At 70.4% G+C, this 23,992-nt stretch carries 22 protein-coding genes; 7 read left to right on the forward strand and 15 right to left on the reverse strand.

All coding sequences use genetic code 11. The annotated features are described in order from the left end of the window. Positions 1-5: 5 nt before the first annotated feature. From AC06E6_RS12440 to AC06E6_RS12450, 3 genes are read right to left on the reverse strand one after another with little or no spacing between them, the layout of a single operon-like run. Positions 6-1,286: a YaiO family outer membrane beta-barrel protein gene (locus AC06E6_RS12440; RefSeq protein ID WP_240212489.1), complete on the reverse strand. Its 1,281-nt coding sequence runs from the start codon at positions 1,284-1,286 to the stop codon at positions 6-8. A 17-nt stretch (positions 1,287-1,303) separates the two neighbouring features. Continuing rightward, positions 1,304-2,830, reverse strand: a complete 1,527-nt coding sequence (locus AC06E6_RS12445) for a glycosyltransferase family 2 protein (protein ID WP_202626413.1) — start codon at positions 2,828-2,830, stop codon at positions 1,304-1,306. After that, positions 2,827-3,888, reverse strand: a complete 1,062-nt coding sequence (locus tag AC06E6_RS12450) for a HEAT repeat domain-containing protein (RefSeq protein ID WP_240212490.1) — start codon at positions 3,886-3,888, stop codon at positions 2,827-2,829. The genes AC06E6_RS12445 and AC06E6_RS12450 overlap by 4 nt, the downstream gene beginning before the upstream one ends. A 147-nt stretch (positions 3,889-4,035) precedes the next feature. Here AC06E6_RS12450 and AC06E6_RS12455 point away from each other — a divergent pair, with 147 nt between their 5' ends. Together AC06E6_RS12455 and AC06E6_RS12460 are read left to right on the forward strand one after the other, a co-directional pair. After that, positions 4,036-5,019, forward strand: a complete 984-nt coding sequence (locus AC06E6_RS12455) for a tetratricopeptide repeat protein (RefSeq protein ID WP_240212491.1) — start codon at positions 4,036-4,038, stop codon at positions 5,017-5,019. A gap of 68 nt (positions 5,020-5,087) precedes the next feature. Continuing rightward, on the forward strand, positions 5,088-5,477 hold the full coding sequence (locus AC06E6_RS12460) for an MAPEG family protein (protein ID WP_240212492.1): 390 nt from the start codon (positions 5,088-5,090) through the stop codon (positions 5,475-5,477). A 99-nt stretch (positions 5,478-5,576) separates the two neighbouring features. On the opposite strand, the gene AC06E6_RS12465 is transcribed toward AC06E6_RS12460, so the two are convergent. From AC06E6_RS12465 to AC06E6_RS12480, 4 genes are all read right to left on the reverse strand, one after another. Then, positions 5,577-6,326, reverse strand: a complete 750-nt coding sequence (locus AC06E6_RS12465) for a pseudouridine synthase (RefSeq protein ID WP_240212493.1) — start codon at positions 6,324-6,326, stop codon at positions 5,577-5,579. A gap of 83 nt (positions 6,327-6,409) precedes the next feature. Next, positions 6,410-7,084, reverse strand: a complete 675-nt coding sequence (locus AC06E6_RS12470) for a Qnr family pentapeptide repeat protein (RefSeq protein WP_240212494.1) — start codon at positions 7,082-7,084, stop codon at positions 6,410-6,412. Then, entirely contained in the window at positions 7,081-8,748 is a 1,668-nt protein-coding gene (ubiB, locus tag AC06E6_RS12475; RefSeq protein WP_240212495.1) for a ubiquinone biosynthesis regulatory protein kinase UbiB, read from the reverse strand. Before ubiB ends, AC06E6_RS12470 begins: the two co-directional genes overlap by 4 nt. Beyond that, positions 8,745-9,392: a ubiquinone biosynthesis accessory factor UbiJ gene (locus AC06E6_RS12480; RefSeq protein ID WP_240212496.1), complete on the reverse strand. Its 648-nt coding sequence runs from the start codon at positions 9,390-9,392 to the stop codon at positions 8,745-8,747. The genes ubiB and AC06E6_RS12480 overlap by 4 nt, the downstream gene beginning before the upstream one ends. A gap of 207 nt (positions 9,393-9,599) precedes the next feature. Here AC06E6_RS12480 and ddlA point away from each other — a divergent pair, with 207 nt between their 5' ends. Further along, positions 9,600-10,703: a D-alanine--D-alanine ligase gene (gene ddlA / locus AC06E6_RS12485; RefSeq protein ID WP_104939868.1), complete on the forward strand. Its 1,104-nt coding sequence runs from the start codon at positions 9,600-9,602 to the stop codon at positions 10,701-10,703. Between the two features lie 62 nt (positions 10,704-10,765). After that, a complete protein-coding gene (locus AC06E6_RS12490; RefSeq protein ID WP_240212498.1) occupies positions 10,766-11,977 on the forward strand; it encodes an MFS transporter in 1,212 nt (403 codons plus the stop codon). A 27-nt stretch (positions 11,978-12,004) separates the two neighbouring features. Here the strand turns inward: AC06E6_RS12490 and AC06E6_RS12495 are convergent, their stop codons facing one another. The 3 genes from AC06E6_RS12495 to oleC form a co-directional block, all read right to left on the reverse strand. Then, complete coding sequence (locus tag AC06E6_RS12495; RefSeq protein WP_161614482.1) at positions 12,005-12,160, reverse strand: DUF1328 domain-containing protein; 156 nt, start codon at positions 12,158-12,160, stop codon at positions 12,005-12,007. A gap of 103 nt (positions 12,161-12,263) precedes the next feature. Beyond that, the gene (oleD, locus tag AC06E6_RS12500; protein WP_240212499.1) at positions 12,264-13,262 is read right to left on the reverse strand and encodes a 2-alkyl-3-oxoalkanoate reductase; all 999 of its coding nucleotides are present in this window, start codon (positions 13,260-13,262) and stop codon (positions 12,264-12,266) included. Then, positions 13,259-14,911, reverse strand: coding sequence for an olefin beta-lactone synthetase (gene oleC, locus AC06E6_RS12505; protein WP_240212500.1), 1,653 nt, complete (start codon positions 14,909-14,911; stop codon positions 13,259-13,261). The genes oleD and oleC overlap by 4 nt, the downstream gene beginning before the upstream one ends. Positions 14,912-15,013: 102 nt before the next feature. Here oleC and AC06E6_RS12510 point away from each other — a divergent pair, with 102 nt between their 5' ends. Then, complete coding sequence (locus AC06E6_RS12510; RefSeq protein ID WP_104939872.1) at positions 15,014-15,430, forward strand: YkgJ family cysteine cluster protein; 417 nt, start codon at positions 15,014-15,016, stop codon at positions 15,428-15,430. Between the two features lie 178 nt (positions 15,431-15,608). On the opposite strand, the gene AC06E6_RS12515 is transcribed toward AC06E6_RS12510, so the two are convergent. After that, on the reverse strand, positions 15,609-16,499 hold the full coding sequence (locus tag AC06E6_RS12515; protein ID WP_478061552.1) for an alpha/beta fold hydrolase: 891 nt from the start codon (positions 16,497-16,499) through the stop codon (positions 15,609-15,611). Positions 16,500-16,629: 130 nt separating this feature from the next. Continuing rightward, entirely contained in the window at positions 16,630-17,340 is a 711-nt protein-coding gene (locus tag AC06E6_RS12520; RefSeq protein WP_478061554.1) for a hypothetical protein, read from the reverse strand. A gap of 118 nt (positions 17,341-17,458) precedes the next feature. On the opposite strand from AC06E6_RS12520, the gene AC06E6_RS12525 reads away from it, so the two are divergent. Next, complete coding sequence (locus AC06E6_RS12525) at positions 17,459-18,046, forward strand: uracil-DNA glycosylase family protein (protein ID WP_478061556.1); 588 nt, start codon at positions 17,459-17,461, stop codon at positions 18,044-18,046. A 154-nt stretch (positions 18,047-18,200) separates the two neighbouring features. Further along, complete coding sequence (locus AC06E6_RS12530) at positions 18,201-18,929, forward strand: UPF0149 family protein (RefSeq protein WP_161614478.1); 729 nt, start codon at positions 18,201-18,203, stop codon at positions 18,927-18,929. 304 nt (positions 18,930-19,233) lie between these two features. Here AC06E6_RS12530 and AC06E6_RS12535 read toward each other — a convergent pair whose 3' ends face one another. The 3 genes from AC06E6_RS12535 to AC06E6_RS12545 form a co-directional block, all read right to left on the reverse strand. Beyond that, the gene (locus AC06E6_RS12535) at positions 19,234-20,250 is read right to left on the reverse strand and encodes a 3-oxoacyl-ACP synthase III (protein ID WP_161614477.1); all 1,017 of its coding nucleotides are present in this window, start codon (positions 20,248-20,250) and stop codon (positions 19,234-19,236) included. 217 nt (positions 20,251-20,467) lie between these two features. After that, entirely contained in the window at positions 20,468-20,779 is a 312-nt protein-coding gene (locus AC06E6_RS12540; RefSeq protein ID WP_104939875.1) for a DUF4156 domain-containing protein, read from the reverse strand. 102 nt (positions 20,780-20,881) lie between these two features. Beyond that, entirely contained in the window at positions 20,882-23,740 is a 2,859-nt protein-coding gene (locus tag AC06E6_RS12545; RefSeq protein ID WP_478061558.1) for a M16 family metallopeptidase, read from the reverse strand. Positions 23,741-23,992 lie beyond the last annotated feature (252 nt).

Here is a 23,992-nt window from a genome sequence, read left to right on the forward strand (position 1 = left end):
TCCCGTCACCAGCGCGAATAGACCGACAGCGACAGCCGCTTCTCGGCAAAGCCACCGTCGTCGTCGGCATAGCCGGCGCCGAGCTTGAGGCCCCAGTGCGGCGCGAAATAGTGCATCCACGCAACACCGACCGCGGCATTGCTGTTGCGCACCACGGTGCCGAAACGGTCCATGTCGGTGCTGCGGCCGGTGCCGGCGTTCACCTCCCAGTAGTCGTCCGCATCGCCGCGGTAGTAGTTGCGCAGCAGCAGCCGGTGGCTCCAGCTGCCCGAGCCCACGCCCGGCACGTGCTGCAGCTTGTAGCGGCCATACCAGTTGCCGACGTAGCGGCCCACGCCGATGCCGTAGAACTCGGTGTTGCCGGAGAAACGCAGGTGGTCGACGCTGGCCGACAGCTCCCAGCCACTGCCCACGCCCTGGAACACCTCGGCGCGCCAGGCCTGCTTCGGCAGCACGCCGGCCGACGGCCCCTGCTGGTAGCGCAGGTTGGCATAGGCGCGGGTCCACAACGGCACGTAGCCATCCAGCGCCCAGGCGGTGTCGTTGCGGCCGAAATGGTCGGCGCGCAGCAGTTCCAGGCCCAGCGAACCACGCTCGAAGTAGCGGCGCAGCGTCAGGTTGGCGTCGTTCCAGCTCTGCCGCCCGCCACTGAAGCCGGTGTGGTCCCAACCGGCATTGGCACCCCACCTGTAGCCGCCGGCGATCATCGCGTCGGGGTTGGCCGTGCGCGGCAGCAGGCTCTGCCGCAGCGAATCGACCTCGGCCGGGTCCGCACCCATCGCCAGCGCGGCATCGAAGTCGGCGCGCGCGGCCGCCGGCTGGCCGGCGTCGCGCAGCGCACGGCCACGCGCGATCCGCGCCTGCGGGTCCTGCGGCGCCAGTTCCACCCAGCGCGCGTAGGCGTCCACGGCCTGCTGCGGGCGGTCGCTCCAGCGGTACAGGTCGCCCAGTGCCGACCACGCGTCGGCGTAGCCGGGGCTGGTGCGTACCACGGTGCCCAGGTCCGCCTCGGCGGCCGCGTACTGGCCGTCCCAGGCATAGGTGCGGCCGCGCGCCAGCAGCAGGTCGCCGTTGCCGGGGTGTTCGGCCAGCAGCGCGGTGTAGCGCTCGATCGCCTCGGCGCGCTGCCCGCCGGTGGCCAGGCCGCGGATCTGCGCCATCTGCGCGGTGAGGCTGTCCGGCGCGCCGTCCTGCGCCAGCGCCGGGCCGGCCATGACGGCCAACGCCAATGCCAGGCCCTTTGCCAGCGACCGGTGGGTGGATTGGAAACGCGATGACTCGGCCACGGGAATATTCCTGTTGGTCACGGGGTGGGTCCGCCACGGTCCGGGCGGAGGGGGGCTGCCGGCACCGCGGCCGGCGGCAGGTCGTCTTCCGGCAGCTGCTGCCAGGAGCCGTCGCGCTGGATGCGGCCCCAGCCATGGCGCTTGCGCGGCCGCAGCAGCCAGTTGACGGTGCCGGCCAGGCGCCACAGCGAGTTGATCTGGCGGTAGCCGAAGTTCTCCAGCACCGCCACCACGAACAGCCGCAGTTGCTGGCGCGGGCGCGCATACAGGCCGAAGGACAGCTCCTCCAGCAGCATGGCGTTGACCGACAGCAGCACGCCCATGCCCACCGCCGCGACCAGGAACACCAGGAACACATCCAGCGGCACCAGGCCGAGGATGGCCAGCGAGATCATCGCCACGTAGCCGATGACCTCGATCGCCGGCCCGAAGAACTCGAACAGCAGCATGAACGGGAAGGCGATCCAGCCGACGACGCCGCCGCGGCGGTTGAACATCAGCGACAGGTTCGACCACAGGCTTTCGGCCAGGCCGTACTGCCAGCGCATGCGCTGGCTGCGCAGCGACTTCAGGTCGGCCGGCACCTCGGTCCAGCACACCGGGTCGGGCACGAACACGATGCGGTAGTCGCGGCCTTCCCTGCGCAGGCTGCGGTGCATGCGCACCACCAGGTCCATGTCCTCGCCCACGGTGTCGGCGCGGTAGCCGCCGACCGCGACCACGCGCTCCTTGTAGAACACCCCGAACGCGCCGGAGATGATCAGCAGCGCGTTCATCGGCGACCAGCCCACGCGCCCGAACAGGAACGCGCGCAGATACTCGACCAGCTGGAAGCTGGGCAGCCAGCGGTCGGGCAGGCCGATCCGCGACAGCTGCCCGTCGCTGACGGTGCAGCCGTTGAGCACGCGCACCACGCCACCGCTGGCCACCACCCGGCGGTCCTCGAGGAACGGCCGCACCACCCGCGACAGGCTCTCCGGCTGCAGGATGCTGTCGGCATCCATCACGCAGAACAGCGGATAGCGCGCGCAGTTGATGCCGGCGTTGATCGCATCGGCCTTGCCGCCGTTGGCCTTGTCCACCATGCGCACGCGCGGATGGGTCGGCGACGCGTAGACGCCCTTCACCGCCTCGGTCTTCAGCCGCGCGCGGTAGGCCTCGGGCACCATCACCAGGCCGAACGCCTGGATCAGCGCCTCGCGGGTACCGTCGGTGGAGCCGTCGTTGATCACCACGATCTCGTAGTCCGGGTAGCAGGTCTTGAGCAGCGAGCGCACCGAGGACACCACCGATTTTTCCTCGTTGTGCGCCGGCAGCAGCACGCTCACCGGCGGCTGGTACTCGCGCAGCGCCTCCGGCAGGTAGTTGGCGCGGTGCTCGCGCATGTAGCGCACGATCTGGTACGCCGAGATGTAGTTCAGCACCAGGTACGCCAGGTTGATGGCCACGAAGTAGGCCATGAAGAACCATTGCAGCGAGACCATCAGGTGCACCCACGGCACCTGGTAGAAATGATCGAGGACCATCTGCCAGTAGGTGTTCATGCCTTGATCCCCAGGCGGTGCTCGGACAGCACGTGGTCGATGATGTCGCGGCCATAGGCGTCGGCCAGCCGCTCCTTGATCTGCAGCAGCGCCTGCTGGCCCGCGCCGGGCAGCGCCAGCAACGCCTGCGCGGTGCGGTAGCGCACCCACCAGACACTGTCCGCCAGCAGCGGTTCCAGCAGGCCGCGGTCGCCCGGCTCGCCCATGCGTCCGAGCGCCGCGGCCGCGTGCATGCGTACGTGCCAGCGCGGCGAATCGAGGAAGCGCTTGGCCCGCTCGCGGTCCTGCGGGTCATTGAGCAGCTGCAGGCACACCGAGATGACGTGGTCGTCCACCTGCGCGTCGAGCAGCTGCCGCACCACCCCGGCCGCCTGCGCGGGGGCGATGCGCGCCAGCAGGCGCACCAGGGTCGCGGCCGTGTCGGTGTTGGCGCGCAGCAGCACGCTGGACAGCTCGCGCGCCGCGCTGCCGTCGTGGTTGTCGGTGAGGATCCGCGCCACGCTGCCCGGGAACCAGTCCTCGCGCGAGGCGATCATCGGCACGAACAGCGCCATCGCCCGCGGCGGGTCGATCTGCGCCAGCGCGCGCGCGGCGCACAGCGACACGATCGGGCTGGGGTTCTCGAGGAAGCCGGACAGCTCGTCGAACAGCCGCGGGTCGCGCAGGTGGCCGAGGGCGATGATCGCCATCGCGCGGTCGTGGTAGCGTCCATCGAGTTGCCGGCGCGCGGCCTCGACCAGTCCGACCCGCTCGCCCAGCGCCGCCAGCCGGCGCGAATCGGCCTCGGGCAGCGATTCATGGATCGTGTTCCACGCCTCGATGAACCCGTGCGCCTGGCGCGCGTCAAGCCGACGCAACGGCGGGGAGGCGCCGGCCAGCTCCTGTTTCAGTACCTGCATCCAGTGCTCGCGCTCGCGGAAATCGCGCCTTTCCCGCCGCAATGCGCGCATCCTGAGCAGCACGACCCCGGCCAGCAGCAGACAGGACATCGTGATGGTCAGCACCGCAACCCAGAATGCAATCACCACTACCGGCGAACCGTGCAAAAGACTGTCCATGTTCTTCTCCCTGTCACAGAAGCGGCATCCATGTCCGCGTTGGAATATCTCTAGGCTAATACCGGCAAAAAGACGCAAAGTTTTTGTGACTTGAGTCACAATAATCACACATGCTCACCAACGTGCAACTGCATCGGGAGTGGGAAGATGAAGAAATCGTTAAGAAACAAGCTGCTGATCCTCGGCGCATGCCTGGCGCTGCTCGGCGGTGCCGCCGGCGTCTGGGTCCTGCTGCACCCGGCCAGCTTCGTGGTGCAGCCGTGGCGCGCCCAGCAATCGGTGACCGGTGCGCGCTTCGTGTTCGGTCCCTACCCGGTGGATGCGGACATGCACCGGCTCAAGGCCGAGGGCATCACCACCATCATCAGCCTGCTCAACCCGCAACTGCCCTACGAGGCGGCGTTGCTCGACGATGAGAAGGAACGTGCCGCGCGCCTGGGCATGCGGGTGCTCAATTTCCCGATGGGCAGCATCCTCGGGCAGCGCTTCGGCGCCGACTACGAACGCAATTCGCGCGCCGCGGCCGATGCCGCCATCGCCAGCCCGGGCACGGTCTACATCCACTGCTATCTGGGACTGCACCGCGCCGCCAGCGTGCGCGATTACCTGGAGCAGCACGCCGGCCAGGCCGCCACCAGCGAGTTCGACGGCTCGCTCGAACACGGGCGCAGCGAACGACAGCTGGCCAACGAACGCGCCCAGGGCCTGTACGAGCAGGACGACTATGCGGGCGCCCTGCGCGAGCTGGCCACCGTGCAGCCGATGGACTATGCCGCGTACGTGCTCACCGGCTGGGTCCAGCTGCGCCGCGGCGAGAACGTGCTGGCGCGCGATGCGTTCCGGCGGGCCACGCTGATGCCCGATCCCAAGGCCGACGCCTGGGGTGGCCTGGGCTTCGCGCTGCTGCGCCTGGACGACCTGCAGGGCGCGTCCACCGCGTTCGAGCAGGCGCTCAGGCTCTCGCCCGACGACAACGACGCGATGCAGGGCATGGCCCAGGTGCTCTACCGGCAGGACCGGACGGAGCAGGCGCGCGCCCTGCTCGAGCGGCTGCACGCCCAGGCCCCGGACAACGCCGAGGTCAATGCGCTGCTGGAGCGGCTGAAGCAGCCGGCGGACGCTTCCCGCTAGGCCGGGCGGGGAGCCGACAACGGGCGGCGGCATCGGCTAGGCTGCACCTTTCCCGGAAGGAGCAGCCCATGTCGACCGCTTACTGGTGTGTGTTGATCGCCGCGATCCTGCCTTACGTCTGGGTGGCGGTGGCCAAGATGCGGCCCGGCTACAACAACCGCAATCCACGCGCCTGGGTCGCCAGAAGCGACAACTACCTCGTGCAGCGCGCCAACGGCGCGCACCTGAACGCGTTCGAGAACTTCGCCCCGTTCGCCGCCGGCGTGATCCTGGCGCAGCTGGCCGGCGTGGACCCGGCGACGGTCAATCCGCTGGCCATCGCCTTCGTGGTGTTCCGCGTCCTGCATGGCGTGCTCTATGTCGGCGACAAGCCGTTGCCGCGCAGCCTGGCGTGGCTGGGCGGCTTCGCCTGCAGCGTGGCGCTGATCGTGCTGGCCGCGCTGGCCGCCGGCCGCTGATCCAGCGGCGCTTGCCGGCCACCGGCAGAGGCATCCAGCGCCGCCGCGGAAGGCCGCTTTGCCGGCTCGCGGTTGGGCGCATACGCGGCGGCTGCCGGATCAGTCGCGCCGCGGGTCCAGCGCGTCCTGGTCCCAGCCCAGCAGCGCGAACGCCTTGCGGAACTCCGCGTCCAGCGGCGCGCTCACCTCGATACGGCGCCCGTCCTGCGGGTGCGGGAACGACAGCCGCTGCGCGTGCAGCAGCATGCGGTGCACGCCGTGCATGCGGAACGTGCGGTTGTGGCGGCCGTCGCCGTGGCTGGTGTCGCCGATCAGGTGGTGGAACACGTGTTTCAAGTGGCGGCGGATCTGGCGGAAGCGCCCGGTCTGCGGCTGGCAGCGCAGCAGCGCGTAGCGCGAGGTCGGGAAGCCGTTGGAGGGCACCGGCAACTCGCCGGTCAGCAGCTTCTGGAAGTGGGTGACGGCCGGCTTCTTCAGCGGCTTGCCGGGGCCGCCGTCGAGGTCGTGGTCGACGCTGAAGACGTCCTCCGCCGGCCAGCCGCGGCACACGGCCAGGTAGTGCTTGCCGACGTCGCCGCCCATCAGCGTCTTGCCCAGCGCACTGGCGGTGTCGCGGTCGAAGGCCAGCAGCAGGCAGCCGCTGGTGGCACGGTCCAGGCGGTGGATCAGGAAGATCGGCCGGCCCAGCTGTTCGCGCAGGCGGTCGGCGAGGAAGTCGTCCTCGCCGCGCGCCAGCTTGCTGTCGTGGACCATCAGCCCGGCCGGCTTGTCGACCACCGCCAGCCAGTCGTCGGCGTACAGCACCGGCAACGTCCGGTCAGGCAGCGATGGCGTGGTGTCGTGATCCATGGTTCGGCATACCTGCTCGGGCACGCCCTGCGCGCCCGGTTCGTGGAAGCCCCGTTGCAGCGGAGCGGGGAAGACGCCGGGCGTCAGGACTTCATCGGCGCGACGGTGATGCCCATGCGCAGCATCAGCTGCGCGACCTGCAGGGTGTCCAGCCGCGCACCTTCCAGGTCGACCACGCGCAGGTCCAGGTCGCCCAGTTCCGAGGCGGTCAGGTCGCAGTGGGTGAAGTCGGCCGAGCGCCAGTCCAGCGCCGAGAAATCCCCGCCGGACAGGTCCGAGCCGCTGAAGCTCGCACCGGCGACGTTGGCGCCGGTCCAGCGGTTGTCCGGCAGCGCGCACTTCTCCAGCGTCACCCCGGAGAAATCGGCATAGGCAAGATTGGACTGGCGGATCACCGCGCTGCAGAACCAGCTGCGCGCGGTGATCTGGTTCATGAAGCTGGCCCTGGAGAAATCCGCGCCCTGCGCCCGGCATTCCACGATCTCCAGCCCGAGCGCCTTGGCGAAGGCGAAACCGCACAGGCTCAGGTCGCACTGGCGGAAACGGGCCTCCTTGAGCTGGGCGCCGTTGAAGCGGCAACCGGCCTGGGTGTCCGCATCGTAGAAAACGCAGTTCACGAACGTCGTGCCAGTCAGGTCGGCACCGGAGAAATCGCAGTTGCGGAAATGCGTGCTGGCAACCGTGGCACCGGTGAAGCGGTCCCGGTCGATGCGCGCGTTGCTGACGACCGTGGCTGCCGTGGCGGCGCCGGCGCTCATCGCCGCAGCCATGCCGAGGCCAGCGCCAGCGCACCCACGCCGCCGCTGATCCACGACCACAGCGGCACCGTGGCCCACTGCGGGCCGCCGGCATGCAGGCCGTGCAGCAGCGCCGCCACCACCAGCAGGCCGGCACCGGCCACCGCGGTGACCACGCGCCGCTGCATGCGCTGCAGGGTGTGGTCGAGGTTGACGATGTCGCGCGAGCGCATCGACAAGGCATGCTGGCCCTCGACCTGCTGGCGCAGCCAGGCATGCACCAGCACCGGCATGTCCGGGGTGCGGGTCATGATCTCCGGCAACCGGCGGCGCAGTTCCCGCAGCGCGCGGCGCGGGCTGTAGCGCTCGCGCAGGATGCGCTCGAGCACCGGCCGGGCCACCGCCCAGATGTCGATCTGCGGGTCGAGCTGGCGGCCCACGCCCTCGATGTTGAGCAGGGTCTTCTGCAGCAGGATCAGCTGCGGCTGCAGGGTCAGCTGGTAGCGCTGCGCGGTGCGGAACAGCTTGAGCAGCACTTCGGCCAGCGAGATCTGCGACAGCGGGCGGGTGAAGTACGGCTCGCACACCGCGCGCACCGCCGCCTCCAGGTCGTCGATGCGCACCGTGGCCGGCATCCAGCGTGCCTGCACGTGCAGTTCGGCGATGCGCCGGTAGTCGCGGTTGAAGATGGCCATGAAGTTCTCGGCCAGGTAGTACTGGTCCTCTTCCGAGAGCTGGCCCATGATGCCGAAATCCAGCGCGATGAAGCGCGGGTTGTCGCGCCGCGCCGGATCGGTGTCGACCCAGATGTTGCCGGCGTGCGCGTCGGCATGGAAGAAGTTGTCGCGGAACACCTGCGTGTAGAACACGCGCACGCCCTTGGCGGCCAGTGCGCTGCGGTCGATGCCGGCCACGTCCAGCGCGGCGATGTCGTCCGAGGGAATGCCCCAGACCCGCTCCAGGGTCAGCGCGCGCTCGGCGGTGTGGCTCCAGATCACCTCGGGCACGTACAGGTCGTCCGAGTCCTGCCAGAAGCGGCGCAGCACGCTGGCGTTGGCGCCCTCGCGCTGCAGGTCCAGCTCCGCGGCCAGGGTGGTCTCGATTTCCGCCACCACCTCGCGCGGGCGGATCTTGTCCGCACGCGGGTGGGTGCGCTCGACCAGCGCGGCCAGCGAACGCAGCAGCGCGATGTCGGCGTCGATCTGCCGTTCGATGTCCGGGCGCAGCACCTTGACCACCACCTGGCGGCCGCCGGCCAGGGTGGCCGCGTGCACCTGCGCGATCGAGGCCGACGCCAGCGGCACGGTGTCGAAGCTGGCGAACGCCTCGGCGACCGGCCGGCCCAGCGCCTGCTCGACGATCTGCCGCGCGCGCTCGCCGTCGAACGGCTGCACCCGGTCCTGCAGCAGGGTGAGTTCGACCGCCACGTCCGGCGGCACCAGGTCGCGGCGGGTGGACAGGATCTGCCCGAACTTGACGAAGATCGGCCCCAGCTCCTGCAGCGCCAGGCGCAGGCGCGCGCCGCGCGGCAGCGAGGCGATGTCGCCGCGCGCGCGCGGCACGAATGGCCTGGCGATGCGCAGCCAGCGTTCGGCCGGGGTACCGTCGAACAGGTCGTCGAGCCGGTAGCGCAGCATCACCCGGCCGATGCGGCTGGCGCGGAACATCGCGCGGGTCGCCTTCATGCCCGGCCCCCGCTGCGCAGCCTGGCCACGCGCGCGGCCAGGCGTTCGACGTCGTCGCGGATCGCATCGACGTCATCGTGGAAGGCATCCAGTTCGGCCCGCGGCAACACGTCGCGCGATTCCTCGGTCACGTATTCGGCCGCGGTCCGGGCCAGGTCGGTGGCGCTGCGACGGGCCTGCACCAGCGCCGCGCGCAGGGTCTGCGCCACCTGCACCCCCAGCACCTCGCCGAACACCGCCACGAACGGCTGCTGCCAGTCCGGATCGAAACGCGTGGCCAGCTGCTGCAGGCGCCGCGCCAGTTCGGCGTCGCCGGATACCTTCACCCGCCCGGCCGGTGCCGCGCCGGCGCTGCGCCGCGCGTTGGCCAGCAGCGGCAGCTGCGCCAACACCCCGCCCAGGGTGCTGCGCACGGCCAGGTCCGGCTCCTGCGCGGCGTCCACCGGGCCGACCGTCAGGCGCTGCCCGGCCACCCCGATCTGCAGCGCCAGCGCGGGCGACTCCAGGGTCAGGGCGATGCGCCGGCCGTCCAAAGGCGCCAGCGCGGCGCGGGTATCGGGGTCCAGCGCCAGCGCACGGTTGAGCGCCGTTTCCAGCGCGCGGCCGGCCAGCGGCTTGATGAACTTGAAGGGGGATGCAGGCATGCGCGGCATTCTACCGAAGCGGGAACGCGGGAATGGCGAACGCGGACTGCCCGGGCGCGGCGGGCGGGGGGTGCCGCGCACCGGGGCGGGCAGGTGAACGCACCGGGCACCGGCGAGCCCGTCCGCGCCTTTGCCTGTTCCCCATTCCCGGCCATTCCCCCATGCTATGCACACCCGCATCAGTGCAATCGGCAGGAGCAACAGGCAATGGGCAAGACCCGGGTCGGCATCATCTTCGGCGGTCGTTCGGCCGAACACGAGGTCTCGCTGCAGTCGGCGAAGAACATCCTCGACGCGCTGGACAAGGAGCGCTTCGACGTCAGCCTGATCGGCATCGACAAGCAGGGCCACTGGCACCTGAGCGACCCGCAGCAGTTCCTGCTCAACCCCGGCGACCCGGCGAAGATCGCGCTGAACCGCTCCGGCAACGCGCTGGCGGTGCTGCCCGGCCGCGAGCAGGCGCAGCTGGTGCCCAGCGACCCGGCCACGGCGCTGGCGCAGATCGACGTGGTGTTCCCGATCGTGCACGGCACGCTGGGCGAGGATGGCTCGCTGCAGGGCCTGCTGCGCATGGCCAACCTGCCCTTCGTCGGCTCCGGCGTGCTCGGCTCGGCGGTGGCGATGGACAAGGACGTGGCCAAGCGCCTGCTGCGCGATGCCGGCCTGCCGGTGGCGCCGTTCGTGTGCTTCAGCCGCGCCACCGCGGCCAGCGCCGACTACGACACGCTGGTCGCGCGGCTGGGCACGCCGCTGTTCGTCAAACCGGCCAACCAGGGTTCGTCGGTGGGCGTGAGCAAGGTGCGCGATGCCGGCGAGTTCGCCCGCGCGATGGCGCTGGCGCTGTCCTTCGACCACAAGGTACTGGTGGAATCGGCCATCGTCGGCCGCGAGATCGAGTGCGCGGTGCTCGGCAACGACCACCCCGAGGCCAGCGTCTGCGGCGAGGTGGTGGTGCACGACGACTTCTACGCCTACGACACCAAGTACATCAGCGCCAACGGCGCCGAGACGGTGATCCCGGCCGACATCCCGGCCGAGGCGCAGGAGCGCATCCGCGCCATCGCCATCCGTGCCTACCAGGCGCTGGACTGCGCCGGCATGGCCCGGGTGGACGTGTTCCTGACCCCGGCCGGCGAGGTGGTCATCAACGAGATCAACACCCTGCCCGGCTTCACCCGCATCAGCATGTATCCCAAGCTGTGGGGCGCAAGCGGGCTGGACTACACCGCGCTGATCACCCGCCTGGTGGAGCTGGCGCTGGAGCGCCACGCCGCCGACAAGGCGCTGCGCAGCTCGATCACCGGCGCCTGATGATGGCCGCCCGCGCCGCCGGCCATCGCGCGCCGCGGGCCTGACCGGGAGCCGTTGCGCGCATGGCCGCCCAGCCCCCACGCCCATTGCCGCGCATCCCGGCCATGGTCTGGGCGCTGGGCCTGGTCAGCCTGCTGACCGACATCTCCTCGGAGATGATCCACAGCCTGCTGCCGATGTTCATGGTCGGCACGCTCGGCCTCACGGCGCTGGCGGTCGGCCTGATTGAAGGGCTGGCCGAGGCCACCGCGCTGATCGTCAAGGTGTTCTCCGGCGTGCTCAGCGACTGGCTGGGCAGGCGCAAGGCGCTGGCGCTGCTGGGCTATGCGCTGGGCGCTTTCAGCAAACCGCTGTTCGCCCTCGCCCCCGGCGCCGGGCTCATCGTGGCCGCGCGCCTCACCGACCGGGTCGGCAAGGGCATTCGCGGCGCACCGCGCGACGCGCTGATCGCCGACATCACCCCGGCCGCGATCCGCGGCGCCGCGTTCGGGCTGCGGCAGTCGCTCGACACCGTCGGTGCGTTCGTCGGGCCGTTGCTGGCGGTGGGACTGATGCTGCTGTGGGCCAACGATTTCCGCGCGGTGTTCTGGGTGGCGGTGATTCCCGGGCTGCTCGCGGTGGCGGTGCTGGCGCTGGGCGTGCGCGAACCGCCGCGCCAGGACGGCGTGCGGCGCGGCAATCCGATCCGCCGCGACAATCTGCGCCGGTTGCACGGGACGTACTGGTGGGTGGTGGCACTGGGCGCGGTCTTCACCCTGGCCCGTTTCAGCGAAGCGTTCCTGGTGCTGCGCGCCCAACAGGTGGGCATCGCGGTGGCGCTGGTGCCGCTGGTGATGGTGGCGATGAACCTGGTCTATGCCGCCAGCGCCTACCCGTTCGGCAGGCTTTCCGACCGGCTGAGCCATGTCCACCTGCTGGGCGGGGGCCTGGCCGTGCTCATCGTGTCCGACGTGCTGCTGGCGACGGCGCGGCACTGGGGCATGGTGATCGCCGGCGTCGCGCTGTGGGGCATCCACATGGGCATGACCCAGGGGCTGTTGTCGGTGATGGTCGCCAACACCGCGCCGGCCGACCTGCGCGGGACCGCCTACGGCATGTTCAACCTGGTCAGCGGCGTCGCCCTGCTCGCGGCCAGCCTCATCGCCGGCGCGCTGTGGGATGCCTGGGGGCCGTCGGCGACCTTCTGGGCCGGGGGCGTGTTCGCGGCCCTGTGCCTGGCCGGGCTGCCCGTCCTCCAGCGCAGGCTGCCGCAGGAAACTGGCCCCACGCCCTGAGCGGGGGCCATCCCTGCGCCTGCGGGGTCATCCCTTCTTGCGGAACAGCGAGATCACCGCCAGGACCAGGAACACCACGAACAGGATCCAGGCGATGTTGCTGGCGGCGCCGGCAATGCCGGAAAAACCCAGCAGCGCGGCGATGATGGCGATGACGAAGAACACGACGGCGTAGTGGAGCATCAGCATCTCCCTTTGTGTGAGAACCCGGGCTCCATCCTCGGCAAAGCGCGGTGGCGGCACGGTGACGGGGACGTGATCGCCAGATGATGGGCGCCAGCGTGCCTCAGCCGGCCGCCCGTACGCTGTCGCGCAGCCGGCGCAGGCCCTCCTCGATCGATACCCGCGGCACGTAACCGAAATCGCGGCGCGCCGGTTCCATCGAATACCAGTGCGGCGTGCACAGCTGCTCGGCGAGGAAGCGCGTCATCGGCGGCTCTCCGCGCAGGCGCAGCAGCGGCCACAGCGTTTCGCACACTGCGCCGATGCGGTAGGCCGCCTTGAACGAAATCGACTTCTCCACCGGCGGCGCGCCCATCGCCGCGAGTAGCTTGTTGAGCAGCTCGCGCATCGGCAACGGCTCGCCGTTGGAGATGAAGTAGGCCTTGCCGGCGCAGGCCGCGCCCGCCACCAGGTGGTCGAAGGCGTCGAAGTGCGCCTGCGCGGCGTTGTCGATGTAGGTGGTATCGACCTTGTTCAGGCCGTCGCCGACGAAGCGCAGGCGTCCGGCGCGGGCGCGCTCGGCCAGGCGCGGCACCAGCTGGTTGTCGCCCGGGCCCCAGATCAACCGCGGGCGCAGCGCCACGGTCGCCAGCTCCGGGCCGTTGGCGGCCAGCACTTCCTGTTCGGCGATGGCCTTGGTGGCCGCATACGGTGCCTGGAAATCCTCGCCGTAGGGCACCTGGTCCGCGCCCAGCCCCTCCACCGGATGGGTGGCGCGGTGGGTCACGCTCGGCGTGGAGGTGTACACCAGCCGGCCGATGCCGTGCGCGCGGCAGGCATCGAGCACGTTGCGGGTACCCACCACGTTGGCCTGGAAGTAACTGTCGTAGCTGCCCCACGCACCGGCCTTGGCGGCGTTGTGGAACACCGCATCCACGCCCGCGGCGGCATGGCGCACGGCGCTGGCATCGGCCAGGTCGCCGCGGATCTGGCCCACCCCCAGCGTGGCCAGCGCCGGGTAATGGCCGCGGTTGAAGCTGAGCACTTCGTGTCCGCGCTCGACCAGCCCGCGGCACAGCGCCTGCCCGAGGAAACCGCCGCCACCGGTGACCAGGATCTTCATGCGTGTTCCTTCAGTTGCGTGGCGGCCCAGGCGGCGAGTTTCTCGCGGCCGATCTTGGCGTTGTGGCGGATATCGACCGGGAACCCGGCATGGCGCAGGAAATGGCCGATGCCAGCCAGGTGCGGGTGGCGTGCGGCCAGTGTGCGCAGCTGTGGCTCGACCGTGGCCGCATCGGCGCCGGGCAGCAGTTCGTAACACAGCACCGGCAACTGTCTGCCGAACTCGCCGACGCCGACCAGCGCGGTGCGGCGCACGCCGGGTACGGTGTTGAACACCGGCTCGGCCTGTTCGGTGTACAGCGGCCCGGTGGCGGTTTCCACGCGCTGGGTCTTGCGCCCGCAGAACCACAGCCGGCCTTGGTCGTCGAACCAGCCGACATCGCCCATGCGGTGCACGATGCGTTCGCCGCCATCGCCCAGCGCCTCGCGGATCTTGGCCGCGGCGGTGGCCTGCGGGCGGTTGTAATAGCTGTCGGTGGTGGTGGGGCCGGCGACGGTGATCTCGCCCACCTGCCCGGCCGGCAGTTCGCGTACGCCGCTCCAGTCGGGGATCGGCGCGTCGTCGATGGCGATGATGCGCACCACGTTCGGCGCCACCACGCGGCCGACGCAGGTGCCGGCGCCGGCTTCGGTCGCCTCGCGGGTGTCCTCCAGCTCGCGGCCTTCGATGACCGCCACCGGCAGGCATTCGGTGGCGCCGTAGGGCGTCCAGAACTGCGCGTGCGCCGGCAGCAGTCCGCGCATCTTCGCCACGATCTGCGGCGGTACCGGCGCGCCGGCCGAGGTCACCCGGGTCACCGTCGGCAGCGGCTGGCCGTGCTCGGCCAGCACCCGCATCAGCGCCGGCGAGCCGAACAGCTGGGTCACGCCGAAGCGGGCGATGGCGTCGTGCAGCCGGCGCGGGTCGGCGCTGCCCGGCCGGGTCGGGTCCATGTCCGGAATCACGCTGGTCAGCCCCAGCGCCGGGTCGAACAACGCGAACGGCGGGAAGGTCGGCAGGTCCACGCCGCCGGCCTCGATGCCGAACGCATTGCGCAGCAGCTCGACCTGGCCGAGGAAGTGACGGTGGCGGTAGACCACGCCTTTGGGCACGCCGGTGGAGCCGCTGGTGAACAGGATCGCGGCGACGTCGTCGGGCGCGGTGTCGGCCAACTGGCTGCCGGCACCGGCGCCGGCCGCCTCGATCTTCGCCAGGGTGGTGCCACCCCAGCCCCAGCGGGGGCCGACAGTGACCAGCCGGGTGGCCGATTTCGCCCAGCCCAGCAGCAGCCGCGCCACGTGCGCCAGGCCGATGCCGACGAAGGCCTGCGGCTGCGCCTCGTCCAGGCACTGGCGCAGCGCGCGGCGGTCGATGCCGGGGTCGACCAGCACCGGCACCGCGCCGATCTTGAACAGGGCGAACATCAGCAGGAAGAACGCCGGTCCCGGGCGCACCATCACCACCGTGCGCACGCCACGGCCGATGCCATGGGCGGCCAGGCCGGCGGCGATGGCGTCGCTGCGGGCATCCAGGGTGCGGTAGTCCAGGGCCACGTCGTAGGCGGCCATGCCGCCGGCGCCGGGCCGGCCGGGGCAGCGGATGGCGATCTGGTCGGGCCGTTCGCGCGCCAGTTGCGGCAGGCGCGCGGCGATGTTGCACGGTTCGTTCATCTTCCTATTGTCGCCGCTGAAGAAAATTCTTGCGCGTGGCCCGGCCGCGTGGAAAATTTTCCACCTCCTCCCGCCCGCACCGCCGCCCGAAGGCCGGCCGCCATGCTCCATCCCTGCCTCACCTGCGGCGCCTGCTGCACCCAGTACCGCGTCGCCTTCCACTGGATGGAATCGGACGAGGTCACCGAAGGCGGCGTGCCGCACCAGCTGACCGAACGCCTGGATGCGCACCGGCTGTGCATGCGCGGCACCTATTCGGACCCGATCCGCTGCGTGGCGCTGGATTCGGAGATCGGCGTGTATTCGCGCTGCAGCATCCACCCCAACCGCCCCAGCGTGTGCCGCGAGGTCGATGCCTCGTGGGAATACGGCAAGGCCAGTTCGCAGTGCGACCGCGCGCGCATCGCCCATGGCATGGCGCCGCTGACCCTGGCCGACTGGCGCTGGCGCGACGACGCCGACAACGACGACCATCCGGACGACAGCGGCAACAGCCCGTCCTCGCCGCGCGCGGCTTGAGCGCGGATTCGCGCTACGCCACCCCACGGTTTGCATTGCAGACCGCGGGCCCCGGCTCACCCTTTTCCAGATCCCCCGCGCCTGTCGGCGCGCGCCCTTGACCCAAGGGGGCGCTTCGTTGGTCGCAGATGGCGCCAGGCCGTCGCGTTGCAGGAGCAGGGCAGGGGCACGCCGAGGCTCAGTCGAGCGGATTGCGCTCCAGGAAGGCGCGCACCGCCGGCACGATGACGACGTGCTTGTCTTCGAGCACGTAGTGGTTGGCGTCCTCGAAGGCCATCACCTCGGCCTGCGGCAAGGCCTTGCGGAAGCCGGCAAGGAAGTGGTGGTCGAAGCAGATGTCGCGCAGGCCCCAGGCGATGAACGCCGGGCGGTCGGCGAAGGACGGCAGCGCCGCGGCGGCGCGCTCCAGCAGCGGCCAGGCCTTGTCGGCGGGGGACAGCGGGATGTCCTGCATGAAACGGATGGTGGCGATGCGGTTGGCCCAGCTGTCATAGGGCGCCACGTAGGCGCGGCGTACGTCGGCCGGCATGCGCCGCGACACGCCCAGCCACGAGGCGCCGGCCGAGAACGCATTGAAGGTGCGGATGAACCACTCGCCCGGTTTCCAGTGCCGGCCCATGGCGATCTGCCACGGCATCGGCTTTTCCGCCGGCAGCGGGAAGGCGGCGGTATTGGTGATGACCAGCCGCCTGACCTGGGCGTGGTGCGACAGCGCCCAACCGAAGCCAATCATGCCGCCCCAGTCATGCACCGCCAGCGTCACCGGTCCGCGGATGCCGAGGTGGTCGAGCAGCGCGGTGAGGTCGTCCACCCGCGACTGCAGGGTGTAGTCGTAGCGGCTGTCGTCCGGTTTGTCGGACAGGCCCATGCCGATGTGGTCGGGGACGATGCAGCGATATTTATCGCTCAGGCCGTTGACCAGGTGCCGCCATAGGTAGCTCCACGACGGATTGCCGTGCAGCATCACGACCACCTCGCCGTCGCGCGGGCCTGCGTCGATGTAGTTCATCGACAGGCCGGGGCGGACATCGAAACGGTGGCGGGTGGCGGGGTAACCGGGAAAGTTCAAGCGCGGACCTGTCTGGATCGGATACGTCCGCCGCGGACGCTGCCGGCGGCGGACGATGGACGGATGGCCCGTTGCGGGCGCGGCAGATTGTCGTGCCAAACCGCCGGATTGACCAGTTCGGACGCGCCGTTCAGCCGCAGCTCGTCTTGAACGACGCCGACGAGGCGGACCCGATCGACAGCAGGATCACCCGGCAGTTCTGCCCGGCCGCGCTCTGGTAGGCGATGGAATCCCCGCTTTTCAGCCACTTGGTCTGGTCGTCCTGCCCACTCGCGCTGATGCTGACCTGGGCGCTGGAGGAGCGGATCATCTGCACGCCCAGCACCGACGACGCGTCCAGCGCCATCCCCGTGTTCTCGGACAGGATGATGTCGTAACCGCCCTGGACCCCCGACTGCCGGCCGGCCACCTGCGACAGCCGCTCGTTCTCCTGCCTGGCCAGCGACAGCTGGGCGAACAGGCCCGCGTTCATGGCCTTCATCTCCCCGACCGCCCCCTTCACCTCGGCCAGCGCCGCGCGTCCGCCGCCGTCCACCGAACTGCCGAGCGCGCCCAGGCTGTCCTGCAGTTTCTTGAACGCGGCGTCCTGGTCTTCCTTCATGCGCACCAGATAGGCGTCCGGATCGCGGAACTTGTCGCGCACATGGCCATAGGCCTCGCTGCCCGCCACGCCCACCGCGAGCAGGGCCAGCGCCACCAGCGTGCGCTTGACCGGTTCGCCCTTGCTCGCGCTGTCGCGCTGCCCCCAGTACCAGCCTAGCGCGCGCCGGACCATCCCCTGCCGTGCCGGCGGATCGCCCTTCTCCACCGCAGCACCCTTGTCGTTGTCCCTGTTTTCCATGACGCCCCCTGATGGCTCGATAGCGCGAAGCCGGCAAGCGCGCTTCGCGCTCCGAGCATAATCCAGGCACAGGCGTACCGCCCGCGCACGCCTCCAGCCATGGGAGAGGAAGAAGGACATGCACGACTTCGATGCGCTGATGGCACGCATCCGCGCCTGCCGGCTCTGCCAGGCGCAGTTGCCGCTGGGCTGCCGGCCGGTGCTGCAGGCCTCGCCGGGCGCGCGCCTGCTGATCGTCAGCCAGGCACCGGGGCGCAAGGTGCACGAGAGCGGCATTCCCTTCAACGATCCCAGCGGCGAGCGCCTGCGCGACTGGCTGGGCATCGACCGGCCGACGTTCTACGACGCCGCCAGGGTCGCCATCGTGCCGATGGGCTTCTGCTTCCCCGGCACCGGCAGCAACGGCGACCTGCCGCCGCGCCCCGAATGCGCCCCCACGTGGCATCCGCAGTTGCTGCCACGGCTGGAACAACTGCGCCTTACGCTGGCGATCGGCCAGTACGCACAGGCCGGCCTGCTCGGCGACCGACGTGGCCGCACGCTCACCGGGACCGTGCAGGCCTGGCGCCAGCACCTGCAGCGCGGCGTGCTGCCGCTGCCCCACCCCAGCCCGCGCAACCGGCTGTGGCTGGTGCGCAACCCGTGGTTCGAAAGCGACCTGCTGCCGGTACTGCGCGCGCGGGTGGCCGACGCGCTGGCCGGCTGAGCCGGCCGAGCACCGCGATCCCCATGCCGGCCAGCGCCGGATACCGCTAAAGCGGAACGTCGCGCCTGCCGGTCCGATCCGCTGCGATCCGCGCGGATGCGGGATCCAGGCCCGCAGCGACTACCATGCACGCCCACCCCACCGAGCGGCCGCCATGTCCACGCCTCCCAGTTTCCTCGACGACCACCAGATCGAACGGCTGTCCAGCCTGCTCGAACAGCGCGCGGTGCCCTTCAAGGGCCTCAACCTCGAAGCGCTGGACGGCTTCCTGTCGGCCCTGGTGGTCGCGCCGGTGGCTGCACCGCCGGGCCAATGGCAGCCGCAGGTCTGGGGCGGCCAGGCACCGCGCTGGAACGACGAGGACGAAGCCCTGCAGGTACAGAACCTGCTGATGGGCCACTGGAACATGTGCGCCGCGCGCGCGCGGTTCGAGGGCGACGACCTGCCCGACCACCTCGCGCCGCTGATGTGGTTGCCGGAGGACCCGGAGCAGGCCGAGGAAGCCCTGGACGAATCCGAGCTGGATGTCGGCCGGGACTGGGCGATGGGCTTTTTCACCGCGGTCATGCTGCATGAAGCGCAATGGGACGCGTGGCTGGACGAACACGCATGGATCGAGGAGATCTTCGACCTGCTCGACCAGTTGGCCAGCGGCGAACGGATCGATCCGGAGAACCCCGACGCCCCGCCGGCCAGGGTCAGCTATCGCGAACGCCTGGATATCTGCATGGAACTGCCGGCGATGCTGGCCGACCTCAACCACCACCGCGTGGATACCCTGACCCCGCGCGTGCCGATCCGCCGCGACGCCGGACCCGGCCGCAACGACGACTGCCCCTGCGGCAGCGGAAAGAAATACAAGAAGTGCTGTGGGCTGAACTGAGCGCGCCCGGCAAGCGTGCCCAACCGGTCGCTGCCGGGCGACGGAGCCACGGCCAGCACGAACGCGCGACACCGGGCCGGGGATGCACTGCCGGCCTCTCCGGCCCGGCACAGGTCCGGGGATCGCGCCACGCGCTCCCGCCCCGGTAGTACGGGCCGGGCCCCGCCTCCGCCAGGCGCCTGGCTGGCGCCGACCTGCGCGGCGGGTGCTGTCACGCAAAACGCCCGCAAGTGCGGCTTGCGGGCGTTTCACGGGCTCACACCGGTACGGCCGGGCGGGCCATTGCGGCAACGCAGCCGCTGGCTTACCAGACCACCTCGGCCATGGTGCAGTTCAGGCCCGAGCCGATGCCCATCAGCGCCACGCGGTCGCCCTTCTTGAGCTTGCCCAGCTGGCGCAGCTTGCTCAGCACGATCGGCACCGACGCCGGACCGACGTTGCCGTGCTCGCCGAAGATGGTCATCACCTTCTTCGGGTCGATGCCGAACGCCTTGATGAAGGCGTTGGTATGCGGCTGGCTGACCTGGTGGATGACGAACTGGTCGATCTCGTCCACCGCCCAGCCCAGCGCCTGGCGGGTGGCCTCGAAGGTCTTGGTGGCCAGCTTGATGCCTTCGATCAGCAGCAGCCGGGTGTCGGTGACCATGCGATCGAGGTTGCCCACGCACAGCTTGTTCCACTGGTTGGCCGCGCGGGTCACGCCGCCCTTGTAGCGCGGCGCGTCGGGCACCAGCTCGGCGCGGGCCAGCACCATGGCGGCGGCACCGGAGCCGGTGGTCAGCGCGGCGAACTCGTCGCGCAGCTGCTGCGCGGTGACGTCGGGCGCGCTCATCCGCTCCAGGGTCTTTTCATAGACCAGGTTGGAGCTTTCGCCGTCGACGATCAGCGCATAGTCGATGTCGCCGCGCTCGATCATGCGCGCGGCCACGTCCATGCCATTGATGAAGGCCAGGCAGGCGTTGGCGATATCGAAGGTGACGCAGTCCTCGCCGATGCCCAGGTTGCCCGAGACGATCGACGCGGTGGACGGCTCCAGGTAGTCGCGGCTGACCGAGGTGTTGACCAGCAGGCCGATACGGTCCGGCGACACGCCCGCATCCTCCAGCGCCTTGCGCCCGGCCAGGGTGGCCGCGTCGGACGCCTGCATACCCGGGTCCCACAGGCGGCGCGCATGGATGCCGGCGACATCGCCCAGCATGTCCGCACGGATGCCCAGACGGTCCAGCGTCGGCTGCAGACGCTCGTTGATTTCCTTGGAGGTCAGGGTATGCGGCGCGTCGACATGCGCCAGTCCCGCGATGGAGACATTCTGGAAGGGCATCGGAAGGCGCCAGGACTCAGGCGAAGGGGGCGCCATTCTAGCGGCTGCCCGGGTTTGACGCATCTTTAACGGTTTGCGGCCGCTGCGTATGGGGAGCGGACCAGCACCCGATCGGCCGGATGCCCGGCAGCGGGCGTGCTTCCGGGCGCCGCGTACGCCGGTGGCGGCCCCGCCCAACGCGGGCGGGCGACGCTGGCGCGGGCCCGCGCGCGTCGCGTCAGCGGCACTGCCAGGCGGCGTAGCGCTGGCTGCCGTCGGCCGGCGCGGCCAGGGCCTGGATCGCGTTGGCACCGGCACTGGGCGCCTCGTTGCGCGCCAGGGTTTCCAGCTCTTCCTGCACGCGCAGCGGGTTGCGGTTGTAGAAGCCGACCTTGCTCTTGACCGAGACCACGATCTCGCCCTTGGCCACGCAGCCCGGCGCCACCGGACCGGCCGGCAGCACGCGCACCGCCTTGCCACCGCTTTCGATCGGCACCCAGGTGCAGGCGGCGGTGCTGGCAATCAGGGCGGTAAGGAGCAGAGCGCGCATGGACAGGTCCTTGTTGGAATCGGAACGGATTGTGCCGGGCATGGATGAATCGGTGATGATCCGCGGCCCGCTCGCGGGGGAGCGGGCCGCGATGGTGCTGCATCACTTGGCGGCCGGCACCGGGTTGCCGTCGCTGTCGATCACGGTCACCTCGCCCAGGCCCAACGCACGCACCGGTGCCTCGGTCTGCTTGAGGTCGCCCACCACCACCCAGGTCAGCCGCGCCGGGTCCAGCGTCCGCGCCGCTTCGGCCACCTGCGCCGGGGTCATCGCCTCGATCTCGGCCTTGCGCTTGAACACGTAGTCGTCCGGGCGCTGGTAGCGCACGATGCCGCCGATGGTGTTCATCACCGCCGAGGCGGTCTCGTAGGCGCCCGGCAGGCTCAGCGTCTGGATGTTGCGGATGCGGGCGACTTCGTCCGTCGTCGGCGGCCGCTGGCCGCTGGCGAACTGGCTGATCTCGGCCTGCATTTCCTTCATCGCGTCGCCGGTCTTGTCGATCTGCACCGGCGCCACCGCCATCCACGGCCGCTGCCCCAGCGCGCCGCTGGCGCTGGAACGGGCACCGTAGGACCAGTGCTTGTCCTCGCGAAGGTTCATGTTCAGGCGCGAGGTGAAGTCGCCGCCCAGCACGCCGTTGGCGATGTCGAAGCGGGTCGCGCCGGCGTCCATGGTGGAGGGCACCACCTGGCCGGCGAACAGGTTGGCCTGCACCGCGCCGGGCTGGTCGATCAGGTACACGCGGGCCTTGTCCGGGCGCGCGACCGCAGCCGGTGCGGCCACCTTGGGCGCCGGGCCCTCGCCCTTCCAGTCGCCGAGCTGGCGGTCCAGCAGCGGCACGATCTCCTTCAGCGTGGTGTCGCCGACCACGACCAGGGTGGCGTTCTCCGGGCGCACCCAGTCCTTGTGGAAGGACAGCAGGTCTTCGCGGCCCAGCGCCTGGATCGCCGCTTCGTCGCCGCTGCCGGTGAACGGGATGGCGTACGGGTGGCCCTTGCCGTACAGCAACGGCGGCAACACCCGCATCGCCACCGCGTTCGGGTTGACCTTCTCCTGCTTGATGCCGGCGATCCAGGTGGCCTTGATGCGGTCGATCTCGCTCTGGTCGAAGCGCGGCGCGCGCAGCGCGTCGGCATACAGCGCCAGCGACGGCGCCAGGTTCTCCTTCAGCGCCGACAGGTAGACATTGGCGCCGTCGAGCGAGGCGCCGGCGCCGATGCGCGCACCCAGCGCGTCGGCGGCATCGGCGAAGGCCAGCGAGCCGAGCTTGCCGGCGCCTTCGTCGAGCATGCCCATGGTGAAGTTGGCGGTGCCCGGCTTGCGGCCCTGGTCGGCGGTGAATCCGCCCGGGAACTCGTAGCTGAACTGCACCACCGGGATGTCATGGCGTTCGGCCAGCACCACCCGCGTGCCGTTCTTCAGCGTGGCGCGCTGCAGCTGCGGGAACTTCAGCTCCGGGAAGGTCGCGGTCTGCGGCACGCCGGCGCTGCGGTCCACCTGCGAGGGCAGCACGCGGTACTTGGGGTCGACCGCCGGCACGTTGAACGGCGCGGGCTTGCCCGAGGGCAGCTCGGCCAGCGCCACGCGCTCGCCCGGCTCGACCACCAGGGTGTGGTCTCCCACCCCCAGCCACTTGGCGCCGACCGCCTTGAGGTCGGCGACGCTGGCGTTCTGGATGTTGGACAGCGAGGCGCGGAAGCAACCCGGGTCGCCCTCGTACACGGCGCACTCGGCCAGCGCATCGGCCTTGCCGCCGAAGCCGCCGATGCGCTCGATGCCGCGGATGAAGCCGGCACGGAACGCGGTCTTGGCGCGCGCCAGCTCCTCGGCGCTGGGGCCGTCGGCCACCAGCCGCTTCAGTTCCTCGTCGATGACCGCTTCGACCTTGGCCGGGTCCACGCCCTGCTTGACCGTGGCCATGATGATGAAGTTCGAGCCCAGCTGCGACGGGCCGACCATGGTGCCGATGTTGTCCACCAGCTTGTCCTGGTGCAGCAGCCGCTGGTCCAGGCGCGAGGACTTGGCGCCACCGAGCACCTGCGCGAACAGCTGCAGCTGGTCGATGTCGGTGGTGCCGACCTGGGCCACGTTCCAGGCGCGGTAGATGCGTGCCTGCGGCACCTTGTCGGTCATCACCTCGCGGGTGGAGGCGGCGCGCTTGGCCACGTCCACCTTCGGCTGGGCCATGGTCGGGCCGGCCGGGATGTCGCCGAAGTAACGGGCGACCTTTTCCTTGGCGGTGGCCACGTCGATGTCGCCGGCCAGCACCAGCACCGCGTTGTTCGGGCCGTACCAGGTGCGGAACCAGGTCTTGACGTCTTCCAGCGAGGCGGCGTTGAGGTCGTTCATCGAACCGATCACGCCGTGGTGGTACGGATGGCCGGCCGGGTACAGCGCTCGGGTCAGCTTGTCCCACACCTGGCCATAGGGCTGGTTCTCGCCCTGGCGCTTCTCGTTCTGCACCACGCCGCGCTGCTCGTCGAGCGCGGCCTGGTCGATCGCGCCGAGCAGGTGGCCCATGCGGTCGGACTCCATCCACAGCGCCATGTCCAGGGCGGTGGTGGGCACGTTCTGGAAGTAATTGGTGCGGTCGGTGTTGGTGGTGCCGTTCTGGTCGGTGGCGCCGACCTGCTTGAAGGGCTCGAAGAACTCGCCGTGGTGGTTCTCGCTGCCCTGGAACATCAGGTGCTCGAACAGGTGGGCGAAACCGGTGCGGCCGGACGGCTCGTCCTTGGCGCCGACGTGGTACCAGATGTTGACCGCCACGATCGGCGCCTTGCGGTCGGTGTGCACCACCACGCGCAGGCCGTTGGGCAGGGTGAACTCCTCGAACGGGATGTCCACGGCCGTGGCCGGGGCGGGTGCCTTGGCGGCGGCCGGCAGGGGCAGGCCGGCGAATCCGCCCAGGGCAAGGCCGAGCGCGGTGGCGAGAAGCGCGGTCCGGGGTGTTGCTGCGTTCATCCCACTTTCCTTGAGCAATGAATATGAACGCCGATCCTAACCGCCCGGGCCGGCCGGCCGCATACGCCATGGGTCATGGGGGGGGATCGGCACGGGGGCGGTCCTGTCGCGCCGCGTCTCCCCTCCGCGCGGCCTGCGTGGGTCATGACCGCTGCGGCATTCACGGCCGCGCGGATGTCCGCGGACGCCGGTCACCGACGCCGCCGTCCGGACAGCGGACACCGTGCATCGAGATAAAACACATAATAATCA

It is taken from the genome of Stenotrophomonas sp. Steno-Z10-HUANG (assembly GCF_056393075.1).

Bases quoted from the DNA above. Each gene is read 5' to 3' on its own strand.
- AC06E6_RS12445 (WP_202626413.1), bottom strand. From the start codon at position 2,830: ATGAACACCTACTGGCAGATGGTCCTCGATCATTTCTACCAGGTGCCG.
- AC06E6_RS12450 (WP_240212490.1), bottom strand. From the start codon at position 3,888: ATGGACAGTCTTTTGCACGGTTCGCCGGTAGTGGTGATTGCATTCTGG.
- AC06E6_RS12455 (WP_240212491.1), top strand. From the start codon at position 4,036: ATGAAGAAATCGTTAAGAAACAAGCTGCTGATCCTCGGCGCATGCCTG.
- AC06E6_RS12460 (WP_240212492.1), top strand. From the start codon at position 5,088: ATGTCGACCGCTTACTGGTGTGTGTTGATCGCCGCGATCCTGCCTTAC.
- AC06E6_RS12465 (WP_240212493.1), bottom strand. From the start codon at position 6,326: ATGGATCACGACACCACGCCATCGCTGCCTGACCGGACGTTGCCGGTG.
- AC06E6_RS12470 (WP_240212494.1), bottom strand. From the start codon at position 7,084: ATGAGCGCCGGCGCCGCCACGGCAGCCACGGTCGTCAGCAACGCGCGC.
- ubiB (WP_240212495.1), bottom strand. From the start codon at position 8,748: ATGAAGGCGACCCGCGCGATGTTCCGCGCCAGCCGCATCGGCCGGGTG.
- AC06E6_RS12480 (WP_240212496.1), bottom strand. From the start codon at position 9,392: ATGCCTGCATCCCCCTTCAAGTTCATCAAGCCGCTGGCCGGCCGCGCG.
- ddlA (WP_104939868.1), top strand. From the start codon at position 9,600: ATGGGCAAGACCCGGGTCGGCATCATCTTCGGCGGTCGTTCGGCCGAA.
- AC06E6_RS12490 (WP_240212498.1), top strand. From the start codon at position 10,766: ATGGCCGCCCAGCCCCCACGCCCATTGCCGCGCATCCCGGCCATGGTC.
- AC06E6_RS12495 (WP_161614482.1), bottom strand. From the start codon at position 12,160: ATGCTCCACTACGCCGTCGTGTTCTTCGTCATCGCCATCATCGCCGCG.
- oleD (WP_240212499.1), bottom strand. From the start codon at position 13,262: ATGAAGATCCTGGTCACCGGTGGCGGCGGTTTCCTCGGGCAGGCGCTG.
- oleC (WP_240212500.1), bottom strand. From the start codon at position 14,911: ATGAACGAACCGTGCAACATCGCCGCGCGCCTGCCGCAACTGGCGCGC.
- AC06E6_RS12510 (WP_104939872.1), top strand. From the start codon at position 15,014: ATGCTCCATCCCTGCCTCACCTGCGGCGCCTGCTGCACCCAGTACCGC.
- AC06E6_RS12520 (WP_478061554.1), bottom strand. From the start codon at position 17,340: ATGGAAAACAGGGACAACGACAAGGGTGCTGCGGTGGAGAAGGGCGAT.
- AC06E6_RS12525 (WP_478061556.1), top strand. From the start codon at position 17,459: ATGCACGACTTCGATGCGCTGATGGCACGCATCCGCGCCTGCCGGCTC.
- AC06E6_RS12530 (WP_161614478.1), top strand. From the start codon at position 18,201: ATGTCCACGCCTCCCAGTTTCCTCGACGACCACCAGATCGAACGGCTG.
- AC06E6_RS12535 (WP_161614477.1), bottom strand. From the start codon at position 20,250: ATGCCCTTCCAGAATGTCTCCATCGCGGGACTGGCGCATGTCGACGCG.
- AC06E6_RS12540 (WP_104939875.1), bottom strand. From the start codon at position 20,779: ATGCGCGCTCTGCTCCTTACCGCCCTGATTGCCAGCACCGCCGCCTGC.
- AC06E6_RS12545 (WP_478061558.1), bottom strand. From the start codon at position 23,740: ATGAACGCAGCAACACCCCGGACCGCGCTTCTCGCCACCGCGCTCGGC.